The 13,489-nt window shown below is 73.3% G+C and carries 11 protein-coding genes; 5 read left to right on the plus strand and 6 right to left on the minus strand.

What is annotated here, in order from left to right:
* Nucleotides 1-7 precede the first annotated feature (7 nt).
* The gene (locus IEY99_RS08085) at nt 8-1,225 is read right to left on the minus strand and encodes a PP2C family protein-serine/threonine phosphatase (protein WP_229798321.1); all 1,218 of its coding nucleotides are present in this window, start codon (nt 1,223-1,225) and stop codon (nt 8-10) included.
* Nucleotides 1,226-1,464: 239 nt separating this feature from the next.
* Between IEY99_RS08085 and IEY99_RS08090 the strand changes: the two genes are divergently transcribed.
* From IEY99_RS08090 to IEY99_RS08110, 5 genes are all read left to right on the plus strand, one after another.
* Nucleotides 1,465-1,722 (plus strand): three-helix bundle dimerization domain-containing protein, encoded by a 258-nt coding sequence (locus tag IEY99_RS08090; protein ID WP_189201017.1) that lies wholly within the window; start codon nt 1,465-1,467, stop codon nt 1,720-1,722.
* A 123-nt stretch (nt 1,723-1,845) separates the two neighbouring features.
* Nucleotides 1,846-2,148 (plus strand): urease subunit gamma, encoded by a 303-nt coding sequence (locus tag IEY99_RS08095; protein ID WP_189201019.1) that lies wholly within the window; start codon nt 1,846-1,848, stop codon nt 2,146-2,148.
* On the plus strand, nt 2,145-2,579 hold the full coding sequence (locus IEY99_RS08100) for an urease subunit beta (protein ID WP_189201021.1): 435 nt from the start codon (nt 2,145-2,147) through the stop codon (nt 2,577-2,579). Before IEY99_RS08095 ends, IEY99_RS08100 begins: the two co-directional genes overlap by 4 nt.
* A complete protein-coding gene (locus IEY99_RS08105; protein WP_189201023.1) occupies nt 2,576-4,216 on the plus strand; it encodes an urease subunit alpha in 1,641 nt (546 codons plus the stop codon). The genes IEY99_RS08100 and IEY99_RS08105 overlap by 4 nt, the downstream gene beginning before the upstream one ends.
* Before the next feature lie 110 nt (nt 4,217-4,326).
* Nucleotides 4,327-5,757 carry an MFS transporter gene (locus tag IEY99_RS08110; RefSeq protein WP_189201025.1) on the plus strand — a complete coding sequence of 477 codons (1,431 nt, stop codon included), beginning with the start codon at nt 4,327-4,329 and terminating at the stop codon, nt 5,755-5,757.
* A gap of 42 nt (nt 5,758-5,799) precedes the next feature.
* On the opposite strand, the gene IEY99_RS08115 is transcribed toward IEY99_RS08110, so the two are convergent.
* From IEY99_RS08115 to IEY99_RS08135, 5 genes are all read right to left on the minus strand, one after another.
* A complete protein-coding gene (locus IEY99_RS08115) occupies nt 5,800-7,272 on the minus strand; it encodes an alpha-amylase family glycosyl hydrolase (protein ID WP_189201027.1) in 1,473 nt (490 codons plus the stop codon).
* Nucleotides 7,269-10,007, minus strand: a complete 2,739-nt coding sequence (locus IEY99_RS08120) for an MGH1-like glycoside hydrolase domain-containing protein (RefSeq protein ID WP_189201029.1) — start codon at nt 10,005-10,007, stop codon at nt 7,269-7,271. Before IEY99_RS08120 ends, IEY99_RS08115 begins: the two co-directional genes overlap by 4 nt.
* A gap of 55 nt (nt 10,008-10,062) precedes the next feature.
* On the minus strand, nt 10,063-11,811 hold the full coding sequence (locus tag IEY99_RS08125; RefSeq protein ID WP_189201031.1) for a SulP family inorganic anion transporter: 1,749 nt from the start codon (nt 11,809-11,811) through the stop codon (nt 10,063-10,065).
* Nucleotides 11,811-12,209, minus strand: coding sequence for a hypothetical protein (locus IEY99_RS08130; protein WP_189201033.1), 399 nt, complete (start codon nt 12,207-12,209; stop codon nt 11,811-11,813). The genes IEY99_RS08125 and IEY99_RS08130 overlap by 1 nt, the downstream gene beginning before the upstream one ends.
* A 76-nt stretch (nt 12,210-12,285) precedes the next feature.
* Nucleotides 12,286-13,488 (minus strand): cation:proton antiporter domain-containing protein, encoded by a 1,203-nt coding sequence (locus IEY99_RS08135; protein WP_229798322.1) that lies wholly within the window; start codon nt 13,486-13,488, stop codon nt 12,286-12,288.
* Nucleotide 13,489 lies beyond the last annotated feature (1 nt).

A 13,489-nucleotide genomic window follows, 5' to 3' on the forward strand; every position in this document is an offset into this window, starting at 1 on the left:
CGGGGCGCTAGCTCCGGTGGTCGCGGCTGATCGCCAGGATGGCCACGTCGTCGATGGGCCGTTCGATGCCGATGCCGCCGATGATGCGGCCGCAGAGGGCGTCGGGGTCGCCGGGTTCGACGACCTCGGCCAGTGCCTTGATGCCGACGTCGATGACCTGGTCACGGCGCTCGACGAGGCCGTCGGTGTAGAGCAGCAGCAGGGCTCCCTCGGGAAAGCCGAGGACGGTGGTCCGGCGCGGGCCGTCGAGGCGGCCGGCTCCCAGCGGCGCGTCGACCGGTGCCTCCACCGGTGCGGTGTCGCGGCCCGGCACCGCGAGCAGGGGGGACAGGTGCCCGGCGGAGGACAGGTGGACGGCGGTCCGGTCCGGGGAGATCATCGCGTACAGGGCGGTGGTGAGGTTGCCGGCCTCGAAGTGGCGCACCTTGCGGTCGAGCATGGAGAGCACCTGCCCGGGATCGTCGGCGACGAGGGCGTACGCGCGCAGGGCGCTGCGGACCCGGCCCATGACGACCGCCGAGGCCAGGCCGTGGCCGGACACGTCGCCGATGACGACGCCGGTCCAGCCCGACGGGAGGGTGAACACGTCGTACCAGTCGCCGCCGATGCCGAACTCGTGGCCCGGCACGTACCGGGCGGCGGTGGCCAGACCGGGCAGCTCGGGAAGCTGGGCGGGCAGCAGGCTGCGCTGCAGCGCGAGCGCCGCCGACTGTTCGAGCTTGCGGGCGCGGATCTGCCCCGCCGTGCCGGCCCGGTCGGCGGCGAGCTGCAACAGCTCGACGTCGTCGCTGGCGAACTGCCGCGGCGTCAGCGTGCCGACGTGCAGCACGCCGATGACCTCCCCGGCGGCGAAGATCGGCACGCCGAGCAGAGACCGGATTCCCCGCTCCAGCAGGATGGGATTGAGCACCTTGTCCGGGGTGACGTCGGACAGGATCACCGGCTGGCGGGTGGCGGCGACCCGACCGGCGAACCCGCCGCCGACCGGGATGCGTACGCCGTGCCGTACCTCGTCCTCGAGGCCCTTGGCCGCGGTCGCGACCAGCTGGCGGGCGTGCGGGTCGAGCATGAGGATGGCGGCGGTGTCGGCGCCGAGCAGATCGCGCACCCGTTCCAGCAGCTCGTCGAGCAGATCGGAGGCGTCGAGCCGGGACAGCGTGGCGTCCGTCACGGCCTTGACGCGGCGCAGCCGCTCGTCGTCGCGCATCACGCCCGGGGCACTCACCAGGGAGAGCCTAGCCTGCGCCGGGGCGCGCGAGGCGATTCCGGGGGTGCCGAGGTCCCCGGCGCCCGGGTCTCGCCTTCCGCGCTGCGCACCGTGAGCCGAATGCCCGGAAATGCACGATTCCTCGAGCGAGGCATCCAATATGGGGAATTCCTGATGACAAAGGCACGAATGTCGCCCGGTTACGTCCCTCGTGGGGTTTATTGCCTGGCCCGTCCGGACCCGGTTCAATGGGGACGATGACCGGCAGCAACGAGCCAGCGGCCTCCCCCGTGGACGCCGAGAAAATGGCGATGGAACAGCTCGTCGACACGCTGCAGAAGCGATTTCCCCGGATGGGGGCGACGGCTGTCGCGGATTATGTCCACGAAATCCATCGCCGTTACGACGGTGCGCCGATTCGCGATTTCGTGCCGTTGCTCGTCGAACGCGAGGCGCGCCGGGGGCTCACCGGAACCCCCGGCGACGGCGCACCGCGCGTGCCGGCTCCCCGCTGAGGCCCCCGCGGCCGCCCGGCACCCCCACGGCGTGGCCGCGCGGCGCTGTGCCCGTACCCGTGCTTTGATCTCTCCAAGATCTGACGCTGAGTGACACTGCGGATACGTTCAGGGGAGGTTCGGTTGTTCCTCAGCCAGCACGAGCAGGAACGCCTGCTGATCCACGTCGCGGCCGACGTCGCCCGGCGCCGGCGGGATCGCGGGCTGCGCCTGAACCACCCGGAGGCCACGGCCGTCATCACCGCGTTCCTGCTGGAGGGAGCGCGCGACGGGCGCACGGTCGCCGAGCTGATGGACGAGGGACGGCGGGTGCTCGGCCGCGGCGACGTCCTGGAGGGCGTGCCCGAGATGCTCGCCGAGGTGCAGGTCGAGGCCACCTTCCCGGACGGCACCAAGCTGGTCACCGTGCACGGGCCGATCTCGTGATCCCCGGCGAGATCCTCGCCGGGGACGGCGACATCACCATCAACCCGGACCGTCCGGTGCGGCACCTGACCGTGCGCAACACCGGCGACCGGCCGGTGCAGGTGGGCTCGCACTACCACTTCGCCGAGTCCAACGCGGCGCTCGACTTCGACCGCGACGCCGCGTGGGGGTACCGGCTCGCCGTGCCCTCCGGGACGTCGGTGCGCTTCGAGCCCGGCCTGCCGCGCGAGGTCACGCTCGTACCCCTGTCCGGGCGGCGGATCGTGCCCGGCCTGCGCGGCCTGGCCGGCGGCCCGCTGGACCCCTCGCCCCGCGACGACATCGAGCCCGCCGGCGCCCTCGACGAGGAGCTGCCCGGCAACGGGCACGGGGAGGCGACCGGACGCCCGGACGCGCCCGGGGACCTGCCCGAGAACGGCAGCAGCCGGTGACCACTCTCGACCGCGTCCGCTACGCCGAGCTCTACGGTCCCACGGTGGGCGACCGGATCCGGCTCGCCGACACCAACCTGCTGATCGAGGTCGAGCAGGACCGCAGCGCCGGCCCCTCCCCCGGCGACGAGGTGGTGTTCGGCGGCGGCAAGGTCGTCCGCGAGTCGATGGGCCAGTCCCGGGCCACCCGCGCCGAGGGCTCCCCGGACACCGTGATCACCGGCGCCGTGGTGCTCGACCACTGGGGCGTGGTGAAGGCCGACGTCGGCATCCGCGACGGCCGGATCGCCGCGCTCGGCAAGGCCGGCAACCCCGACACCATGGACGCCGTGCACCCGGACCTCGTCATCGGGCCCGGCACCGAGATCATCGCGGGCAACGGCAGGATCCTCACGGCCGGGACCGTCGACAGCCACGTGCACCTGATCTGCCCCGCCATCCTGGACAGCGCCCTGGCCGGCGGCACCACCACGATCATCGGCGGGGGCACCGGCCCCGCCGAGGGCACCAAGGCCACCACGGTCACGCCCAACGCCTGGCACGTGGCCCGGATGCTCGAGGCCCTCGACCGCTGGCCGGTCAACGTGCTGCTGCTCGGCAAGGGCAACACCACGAGCGAGGAGTCGCTGCGCGAGCAGCTGCGCGGCGGCGCCGGCGGCCTCAAGCTGCACGAGGCCTGGGGCACCACACCGGCGGCCATCGACGCGGCGCTGAAGGTCGCCGACGCGTGCGGGGTCCAGGTGGCCGTCCACGCCGACACGCTGCACGAGACCGGGTTCGTCGAGGAGACCCTGCGGGCCGTCGCCGGGCGGACGATCCACGCCTACCACACCGAGGGGGCGGGCGGCGGGCGGGCGCCGGACGCCATCACCGTCGCCGCGCTCCCCCACGTGCTGCCGTCGTCGACCAACGCGACCCTGCCGTACACGCGCAACACCCTCGACGAGCGCCTCGACCTGCCGGTCGCCGAGGACCTGCTGCACGACCTCGGCGCGATCTCCATGATCGGCTCCGGCTCGCCGGCCATGGGCCGCGCCGGCGAGGTCGTGACGCGGACCTGGCAGACCGCCCACGTGATGAAGGCCCGCCGGGGCGCGCTGCACGGCGACGGCGCCGCCGACAACCTGCGCGCCCGGCGCTACGTGGCGAAGTACACGATCAACCCCGCGATCACCCACGGCATCGCCGGCCAGGTCGGCTCGGTCGAGCCCGGCAAGCTCGCCGACCTCGTGCTCTGGGACCCGGCCTTCTTCGGCGTACGGCCGGCGCTGGTGCTCAAGGGTGGCATGATCGCGTACGCGCAGCTGGGCGACGCCGGCGCCGCGATCCCCATGCCCCAGCCGGTGCTGCCCCGGGCGATGTTCGGCGCCTGCGGGGTGGTGCCCGCGGTGACCTCGCTGGCCTTCGTCGCCCCGGCGGCGATCGACGCGCTGCTCGCCGACCGGATCGGGCTCAAGCGGGGGCTCGCGCCGGTGGCGGGCACCCGGACGGTGAGCAAGGCGGACCTCCCGCTGAACGACGCGACGCCGCGCATCGAGGTGGCGCCCGGCACAGGCACGGTGCGCATCGACGGCGAGGTCGTCGAACCGGACCCGGTCACCGAACTCCCCCTGGCCCAGCGCTACCACCTGTTCTGAGCGACGCGGCGCGGACGTCATGCGCGCAGGAGGATGCCGGGGCGCCGCGGGAGGCGGACCCTGCCCTGTGGATGTCCGGCAGGGTTCGCCGGGCGGGAGGGCGGTGCGCAATGGACGCACGGGTCGAGGCGGGACGGCCGAGGGGGGAGCTGCGCCGGGCGCTGGTCCCGTTCGCGCTGGCACAGTTCATCTGCAGCTTCGCCGGCTCGAACATGAATGTGATGATCAACGATATCAGCACCGACCTCGGCACCACCGTGCAGGGCGTGCAGGTGGCCATCACCATCTTCCTGCTGGTGATGGCGGCGCTGATGATCCCCGCCGGCAAGCTGACCGACCGCTGGGGCCGCAAGCGGTGCCTCACCGCCGGGCTGGTGGTCTACGGCGTCGGCGCCCTGCTGAGCGCGGTGGCACCGGGCCTGGGCGTGCTCATTCTCGGCAACTCCATCCTCGAGGGCGTGGGCACGGCGCTGCTGATCCCGCCCGTCTACATCCTCACGACCCTGCTCTTCACCGACCTCGCCTCGCGGGCCCGGGCGTTCGGCGCGATCAGCGCCCTCGGCGGCATCGGCGCGGCCGCCGGACCGCTGATCGGCGGGTTCATCACCTCGGCGTTCAGCTGGCGCGCCGCCTTCGGACTGCAGGTCCTGATCATCGTGGTGATCGTGGCGCTGAGCCGGCGCTGGGTCCACGACCCGCTGCCGCCGGATCCCACGCGCCCGTTCGACGTGGGCGGCGCGGTCCTGTCGGCGGCGGGACTGCTGCTCGTCGTCACGGGCATCCTGGCGGCCGACGACAGCCTGTGGCTCATGAGCGGCCTGCTCCTCGCCGGCGCCCTCGTGCTGACCTGGTTCTTCCTCTCCATGCGGGCCAAGGAGCGCGCGGGGCGCGACGCCCTGTTGTCGATGACGCTGTTCCGCAGCCGTACCTCGAACCTGGGCCTGGTCACGCAGAACGTCCAGTGGCTGATGCTGATGGGCACGTCCTTCACCGTGTCGGCGTACCTGCAGGTGGTGCGCGGCTACAACGCCGTCGAGACGGGCCTGATCTTCACCGCGACCACGGCCGGCCTGCTGGCGTCCTCGCTGGCCGCGGAGCGGCTCGCCCGGCGGCGGGCCCAGCGGACCATCATCGTGGTGGGCTTCGCCGTCACCATCGGCGGCGTCGTCACCGGCCTGCTCATGGCGCGCGGCGGCAGTCCCGTGTGGACCCTGCTGCCCGGGCTCTGCCTGATCGGACTGGGGCTGGGCGCGATGCTGACACCCTCGGTGAACATCGTGCAGTCCAGCTTCGGCGAGGAGATGCAGGGCGAGATCTCCGGCCTCTCCCGCAGCGTGTCCAACCTCGGCTCCTCGCTGGGCGCGGCGCTGGCCGGCACCATCCTCGTCGCGGGCCTCACCGCCACGCCGGAGCGGTCGTACGCCCTGGCGATGGCCGCCGTGGCGGCCGCCGGCGTCATCGGCCTGGTCGCCGCGCTGCTGCTCCCCCGCCACCTCGGCAAGCCGGCCCCGGCCCTCGGCGAACCGGGACCGGCGGCGTGACCGGCGCCGGTCCCGGGGCCAGGGCCGGGGCCCGCGGGGCGGTCAGCGCCGTTCCAGGGCCAGCACGTGGGCGCCCCACGGCGGCAAATCCACGTAGAGGCCCGCACCCGCGAGCTCGGCGCCGTCGCGCCGGTAGACCTGTCCGTCCAGCAGGTCGGTGAGCTTCCAGTCGTGGCCGCGCAGGGCTTCCCACGGCAGGCACACGCGGCCCTGCGAGGCGTGGCCGGCCAGGTTGACGACGATCAGGTGGTGCGGGAGGCTGCCGTGCCAGGCCCAGGCCAGCAGGTCGTGATGCGTCGGGTTGTCCGGCCACCCGGTGGCGCCCAGCAGGATCCAGCTCCCGCGCCGCACCTGGGCCGCCGCGACCATCAGGCGCCGGTAGAACCGGGCCAGTTCGCCGTCGACCGGCTCGTCCGGGCGCCGGCCCAGGAACACCGGCAGCTGCGTCCGCCGCCCCTCGAGCTGGCCGTCGTGCCACAGCGTGGCGCCCGGGAGCGTGGCGACGGCCACCGCGGCGGCGCGGTCGCGTCCACCGGCGAACGCGGTGGCGGCGCGCGGCTCGTCGTGGTTCTCGATGAATCGCACGAGCCGCCGCTGATAGTCCACGCGGGCACCGAGGTGCATCCGTACGGCGCCGGCATCCTCGTGGGCGAGGCGGTCGTACAGGCGCTTGTCGTAACAGAAGTCGAAGCCGTGCTGCTGCAAGGTCCATTCCATGTCCCAGTACGCCTCGGCGATCAGCACCGCCCCCGGATGCCGGCGGCGCAGCCGGGCGACGACCACCGGCCAGAACTCCTCGAACGGCGCCGGACCGGCGTGCGCGCCCCAGGTCTTGCCGAACACGTCGTTGGTGAGCAGCATCGCCATGTCGCAGCGGACGCCGTCGCACTGGTCGAGGATGTGGCCCAGGACCTCCGCCGTGCGCTGGCGCACCTCGCCCCGGTAGGCGTTGAGCTGGACGACGTCGGGCCACGGCGGGAAGTACGGGTCGCGGCCGTGCGCCAGCACCCGTCCGCCGATCTCGCACCATGCCTCCGGTGCCGCCGCCCGGTCCGCGGCGGTGCCCTGCACGAACCAGTCCGGGTGCGCCGTCACGGCCGGGTGGTCGGGGGCGACATGGTTGGGCACGTAGTCGAGGATGAGCCGCAACCCGCGCCGGCCCAGCTGCGCGCGGGCCACGGCGAGCGCGGCCGGGCCACCCAGCCGGGCGTCGACCACGTACCGGCGTACGCAGTACGGCGACCCGGCGACGTCCGCGGGGGTCAGATCCGGCAGTGCCGTCCGGAACGCCTGCTGCAGCCCGGCGTCGTGGCGGGCCACCTCCAGGCCCGCCGGGCTGCGCTCCCACACTCCCATCAGCCACACGGCGTCGGTGCCCGCCGGTGCCAGCTCGTCCCAGACCCGCGCCGGCAGGTCGGCGAGCGTCGCCGAGGGGCCCAGGCACCGCCTCAGCCCGGTCAGCCAGGGCAGCGTGTCCACCTCGTACACCACGGGATGCGACGGCCATCCGGTCATCGGGTGTCCCTTCCCGGCCGCTCGCGCCGGCCGCCGATCAGGCCGTGTGCGAGCAGTTCCTCGCCCGTCAGGCCGGCGAACATGTGGGGCAGCACGGCGACGAGCCCGGTCCAGCCGGTCTGGTGGCTGGCGCCCAGGCCCGCCCCGTCGTCGCCGTGGAAGTACTCGGAGAACGTCACCAGCTCGCGCCAGTGCTCGTCCTCGGCGAAGATCGTCTGACCGCCGTAGCACGGGCGGCGCCCGGCGGCGTCCGGCAGGAAGATCCGCATCAGCCGGTCGGAGATCTCCCGGGCCACCTCGAAGAGCGTCATCCGGGTCCCCGAGCCGGTCGGGCACTCGACGGTGAACTCGTCGCCGTAGCAGACGTACAGGTTGAGCAGCGCCCGGATCATCAGCGCGTTCATCGGGAACCAGATCGGGCCGCGCCAGTTGGAGTTGCCGCCGAACATGCCGCTGCGGGACTCCGCCGGCAGGTACGACACCTCGAACCGGCGGCCGTCCACCTCCAGCTCGTACGGCCGCCCGGCATGGTGGCGCGAGAGCGAGCGCAGCCCGTACGGGCTGAGGAACTCGTCCTCGTCGAGCATGCGGGCCAGGATGCGGCGCAGGCGCGACTCGTCGAAGAGCGCGAGCAGGCGGTTGCCGTTCGCGCCCCGGGCGCCGCCGTGCGAGAGCACCGACGCCACGCTCGGATGGCGGGCGAGGAAGTCGCGGGCGGTGTCGAGCAGCTCCGGATGCCCGGCCGTCACCTCCGGGCCGAGCACGGTCGCCGCCGCCAGCGGGAGCAGTCCGACCATCGAGCGCACCCGCAACCGCGTGGCGCCGCCGCCGGGCGTGCGCAGCAGGTCGTAGAAGAAGCCGTCCTCCTCGTCCCACATGGTCTCGGTCTTGCCGGCCGTACGGTTGACGGCGACCGCGATCCAGGCGAAGTGCTCGAAGAAGGTCTGCGCCTGCTCCAGGTAGACCGGGTCCTCCGCGGCCAGCTCGACGGCGATCTGCAGCATGTTCTGGCAGTACAGGGCCATCCACGCGGTGCCGTCCGCCTGGTCCAGGTGCCCGCCGGTGGGCAGCGGGGCGCTGCGGTCGAAGACGCCGATGTTGTCCAGGCCGAGGAAGCCGCCCTGGAAGACGTTGCGCCCGTCGACGTCCTTGCGGTTGACCCACCAGGTGAAGTTCTTGGCGAGTTTGTGGAACGCGTTCTCCAGCCAGGCCCGGTCGCCGTGGCCGGTCCGCGACTTCTCGAACTGGTACAGCAGGTAGGTGGCCCACGCCTGCACCGGCGGGTTGACGTCGCCGAAGTTCCACTCGTACGCCGGGACCTGGCCGTTGGGGTGCAGGTAGCGCCGGCTCAGCAGCAGGTCGAGCTGTCCCTTGGCGAAGTCGACGTCCACCAGGCCCAGGGTGACCGCGTGGAACGCCAGGTCCCAGGCCGCGAACCAGGGGTACTCCCAGGTGTCGGGCATCGAGATGACGTCGTGGGCCAGCAGGTGGAACCAGTCGCCGTTGCGGATCCCCTGGGCGTCGAGCGGGTCCAGGCCGTGCTCGGTGAGCCACTGCTCCACGTCGTAGCCGAAGTACTGCTTGCTCCACAGCATGCCGGCGAGCGCCTGCCGGGCCACCTGCCGTTCGGCGTCGCCGAGCTCGGGCGCCAGCGCGCCCGCATAGAACTCGTCGGCCTCGGCCCGGCGCTGCCGCACGATCTCGTCGAAGTCCTCCGCCGCGGTGCGCCCGTCCCCGGCTCCCGCGACGACCGCCTGGTCGGTGAGCCGCACCCGGATCGTCGCCGAGCCGCCGGGAGGCAGGGTCAGCGGGACGTCGACCGCGACCTTGGTGCCGGTCGCGGTGGGGTTCACCGCGGTGGTGTCGCCACCGACGACGAACCGGCCGATGCCGTCCTTGACGTACGGCGACGGGTTGGGCGTGCCGAACAGCCGCTCGGTGTTGGTGTCGTTGTCGGTGAACAGCAGCCGGTGCGCGCCCTGGCAGAGCAGCCAGCGGTCGCCCAGCTCGGCGTGGCGGGCCACGACGACCGCGGCCCCGGGCACGCCCGGCACCTCCCCCAGCGACGGCCGGGCGCCGCCGGAGCCCCACGACCAGGTGTTGCGGAACCACAGCGTCGGCAGCAGGCGCAGCTCGGCCGGATCGGGGCCGCGGTTGTGCACGGTCACCCGCAGCAGCACGTCCTCCGGCGCGGCCTTGGCGTACTCCACCACGACGTCGAAGTACCGGCTGTCGGCGAAGACTCCGGTGTCGAGCAGCTCGTACTCGAACTCGTCGCGGCCGCGGGATCGGTTGGTCGCGACCAGGTCGGCGTACGGATACTCGCGCTGCGGGTACTTGTAGAGCATCCGCTGGTAGGAGTGCGTGGGTGTGGCGTCCAGGTAGAAGTAGTACTCCTTGACGTCCTCGCCGTGGTTGCCCTCGGCGTTGGTCAGCCCGAAGAACCGCTCCTTGAGGATGGGGTCGCGCCCGTTCCACAGCGCCAGCGCCAGGCACAGCCGCTGCTCGTCGTCGCTGAAGCCGGCGATGCCGTCCTCGCCCCACCGGTACGCGCGGCTGCGCGCCTGATCGTGCGTGAGATACCCCCAGGCGTCACCGCCGGCGCTGTAGTCCTCACGGACCGTGCCCCATTGCCGTTCGCTCAGGTAGGGACCCCACCGGCGCCAGCCGGCGCCCGTCGTGCCGGCCTCGCGCAGCCGTCGCTGCTCGGACCCGGAGGAATCTGCCATCGTCATGCCGCCATGGTCGCCACGCCCGGCGGCGCACACGTCACCCCTCGAGGATGAGCACTCAGCCGCCGGCGCCGTCCCGCCCCGGCGACGGCACCGGAGCCGCCCACTCGGCGCCGGTACGGGCCCGGTAGGCCGCCACCGCGTCGTCCAGCGTGGGGAAGAAATGCGCCGGGTCGAGGGGGCCGGTCAGGCCGTACCGGTCGAGCTTGCGCCGTACGGGATCCTTCAGCTCCGCCAGCACGAGCGACACGCCGCGGGCGTCGAGCTCGGTGTCGAGCGCTTGCAGCATGTCGGCGGCCGTGGTGTCGACGTCCGTCACCGGCTCCGCGGCCAGCACGATCCAGCGCGGCGCCGGTTCCGTGCGGGCCAGCCCCCGGATCTGGTCGCGGAACACCCGGGCGTTGGCGAAGATGAGCGGGGCGTCGAAGCGGTACAGCACCAGCCCCGGCAGGCGTTCGGCGTCCGGGTACGAGCGCACGTCGTGGTAGCCCGGCACGCCCGGGGCCCGCCCCAGCACGGTCTGGTACGGCCACCACACCCGGCGGAAGACGTTGAGCACCGACAGCCCGACGGCGATGCCGATGCCGGGCAGCACGCCGAAGAGCGCCACACCCAGGAACGCCGCGATCGACACGGCGAACTCGGTGCGGCGCCGGCGCCACAGCGCGAGGGTGCCGGGGATGTCGGCCAGGGACAGCGACGCGGCGATCACCACGGCGCCGAGCGCGGGTTGCGGCAGGTCCCGCAACAGTCCCGGGGTCAGGACCAGCATCACCAGGATGACGGCCGCACCCACGACGCCGGTCACCTGCGTACGGGCGCCCGACTGTTCGGCGACGGCGGTGCGGGACCCGCTGGTGCTGACCGGGAAGCCCTGGAAGAAGGAGGCCGCGATGTTCGCCGCGCCGACGCCCTTCATCTCCTGGTCGGCCCGGATCTCCTGACCGGTGCGGGCGGCGAAGGACGACGCGGTCGAGATGGTGTCGGTGAGCGACACGATCGTGATGCCGACCGCGCCGACCAGCAGCAGCGCGAGCTGCGACCAGGACGCGTGCGGCAGGGTGAACGGCGGGAACCCGGCCGGCAGCGGTCCCACGAGCTCGACCCCGCGCCCGCCCAGGTCCAGCAGCCAGGTGGCGGCGATCGCACCGACGACCGCGACCAGGACCGCCGGGACCTTGGGCAGCCAGCGTTGCAGGGCCACGATGACGGCCAGGGTGAACAGACCCACCCCCAGCGCGGCCGGCACGACATCGCCCGCGGCCAGTCCGCGCAGGAAGCCGGCCGCCTCGCCGATGAGGCCGTCGGCGTCGACGGAGAAGCCGCACAGCTTGGGCAGCTGTCCCACCAGGATGGTCAGCGCGAGGCCGTTCATGTAGCCGATCTGCGTCGGCTTCGACAGCAGGTCCGCGACGAAGCCCAGCTTCGCCGCACCGGCCACGGTCATGGTCAGGCCGACCAGCAACGCGAGCATCGACGCGAGGCCCATCGCCACGACCGGATCGCCGCCGGACCCGACGATCGGGATGAGCACGGCGGCGATCATCGGCCCGAGCGAGGAGTCGGGCCCGACCACCAGGATCCGCGAGGCGCCGAACAGGGCGTAGCCGAGCAGGCCGAACACGGTGGTGTAGAGGCCGGTGATCGGCGGCAGGCCGGCGAGCTCGGCGTACGCCATGCCCTGGGGCACCAGCAGCGTCGTCAGGACCAGGCCGGCGACGACATCCTTCGGCAGCCAGCTCCGCCGGTAGTCCGGCAGCATCCGGAGGCCGGGGACCCAGCGGCCCGCCGCGCTCGCCCCGGCCATCAGCAGGTGGCCGACAGGGCGGTGCGGAGATCGAGGAGGCTGGCCTGGAGAGTGGTCAGCGACGCCCGTACGGAGGCCACGGCCGCCGCGTCCCGGGTGGCCCGGGCGGAGTCCACGCTCGCCGAGACCTGCGCCGCGGCCGCCTTCACTTCCTCGACCTCCGGCGCGAACTGCGCCTGCGCGTCGGTCGCCAGCTGCTGGAGGTCCAGCTTGAGCTCCTGCAGGGTCGATTTCAGGTACGCCAGGCCGTTCTCGCTGATGTTGGCGTGCCGTACCTGGTTCATGGTGGCCTGCACGGACGCGAGGCTGGCACACACCGGTGGCTGGTCCGTGCCGCATCCACCGGCTCCGACCAGCACGGACGTCGCCACGACGGCGATCCATGGAATGCGTCTCATGTCCCGAGCTTGGCCGGGGTCGCCGGGACACACGTCATCTGGCGCGAATGAGGTGCGGATGGTGTGTCCGGCTGGGTCACGCCTTCGCCGGGTGGTGCCGCCGGGCGCCGGCGCCGTAGCGGGCGGCCAGCGGACCGGCGGTCAGGCCGTGGACCACCACGCTGAGCAGTACGGTCAGGACGATGACGGCCACGGCCGGGCCGGCGCCCTCGCCGAGCTGCTCCACCGCCAGCAGCGCGAAGACGACGGAGGCGAGCCCGCGCGGGCCGAACCAGCCGACGAAGAGGACGGTGCGGGCCCCGAGCCGGGTGCCGGCGAGACTCAGGGCGACGGGGATCATCCGGACGGCGGTCAGGCTCACCACGGCGTAGAGCACCAGAGCGCCGTCGACCACGCCGTACAGCAGAGGAACCGCGACGGCACCGAACAGCAGCCAGACCAGGAGCGACGCCAGGTCGGCCGTCTGCTCGACGTAGAACACCTCCAGCGGACCACCCCGGCCGGCGACGTGCCCGAAGGCGACGCCGCCGGCGAAGGCGGCGACGAACCCGTTGCCGTGAGCGGCCAGCGATCCCGCGTAGGTCGCCAGCGCCAGGGCCAGGACCGCGGGACCGGCGAAGCCGTCGGCCGCCCACCGCCGCCGTGCCGCCACCCGCAGCAGCCACCCGCCGCCCGCGCCGATTCCGGCGCCGATCAGCGCACCGCCGGCCAGCTGCAGGCCGGCGGCGACCACGTTGGCGCCCGCGTGTCCGGGCGCCGACGCGGCCCCGGCCAGCGCCACCATCACGATCGGGGTGACGATGCCGTCGTTCAGCCCGCTCTCCACGTTGAGCAGGCGCCGGATCCGGGCCGGCACCGCCGGATGGGAGATGACGACGGCGCCCAGGGCGGCGTCGGTGGGCGCCAGGGCGGCACCGATGAGCAGCGCGAGCCAGGGCGCCGGGAGGTCGAGGATCACCCAGGCGCCGGCGGCGCCGGCCACCACGGTCAGCGGCAGGGCCAGCGCGAGCAGCCGGCCGTACACGCCGGCGTCCGCACGGAACTCGCGCAGGCCGACCCGGGCGGCGTCGGAGAACAGCACCCAGACCAGTGTCGCCTCGGTCAGCACCATGATGCCGGCCGCGTCGGCTTGCCCGCCGACGTGCGAGACACCGGCCAGCAGCACACCGACGGCGACGAAGGCCATCGGTGCGGTGAGGCCGGCGCGCTCCAGCCTGCCCGAGAACGTGCCCCAGGCGAACACGACGGCCACGACGAGTGCCAGGGCGCCCGGGGTCACG

This window comes from Couchioplanes azureus, assembly GCF_014648355.1.
Lineage (GTDB): Bacteria > Actinomycetota > Actinomycetes > Mycobacteriales > Micromonosporaceae > Actinoplanes > Actinoplanes azureus.

What these genes read in the sequence shown, in the direction of transcription:
- IEY99_RS08120 (WP_189201029.1), bottom strand. Translation starts at nt 10,007, where the DNA reads ATGACGATGGCAGATTCCTCCGGGTCCGAGCAGCGACGGCTGCGCGAG.
- IEY99_RS08115 (WP_189201027.1), bottom strand. Translation starts at nt 7,272, where the DNA reads ATGACCGGATGGCCGTCGCATCCCGTGGTGTACGAGGTGGACACGCTG.
- IEY99_RS08125 (WP_189201031.1), bottom strand. Translation starts at nt 11,811, where the DNA reads ATGGCCGGGGCGAGCGCGGCGGGCCGCTGGGTCCCCGGCCTCCGGATG.
- IEY99_RS08130 (WP_189201033.1), bottom strand. Translation starts at nt 12,209, where the DNA reads ATGAGACGCATTCCATGGATCGCCGTCGTGGCGACGTCCGTGCTGGTC.
- IEY99_RS08110 (WP_189201025.1), top strand. Translation starts at nt 4,327, where the DNA reads ATGGACGCACGGGTCGAGGCGGGACGGCCGAGGGGGGAGCTGCGCCGG.
- IEY99_RS08090 (WP_189201017.1), top strand. Translation starts at nt 1,465, where the DNA reads ATGACCGGCAGCAACGAGCCAGCGGCCTCCCCCGTGGACGCCGAGAAA.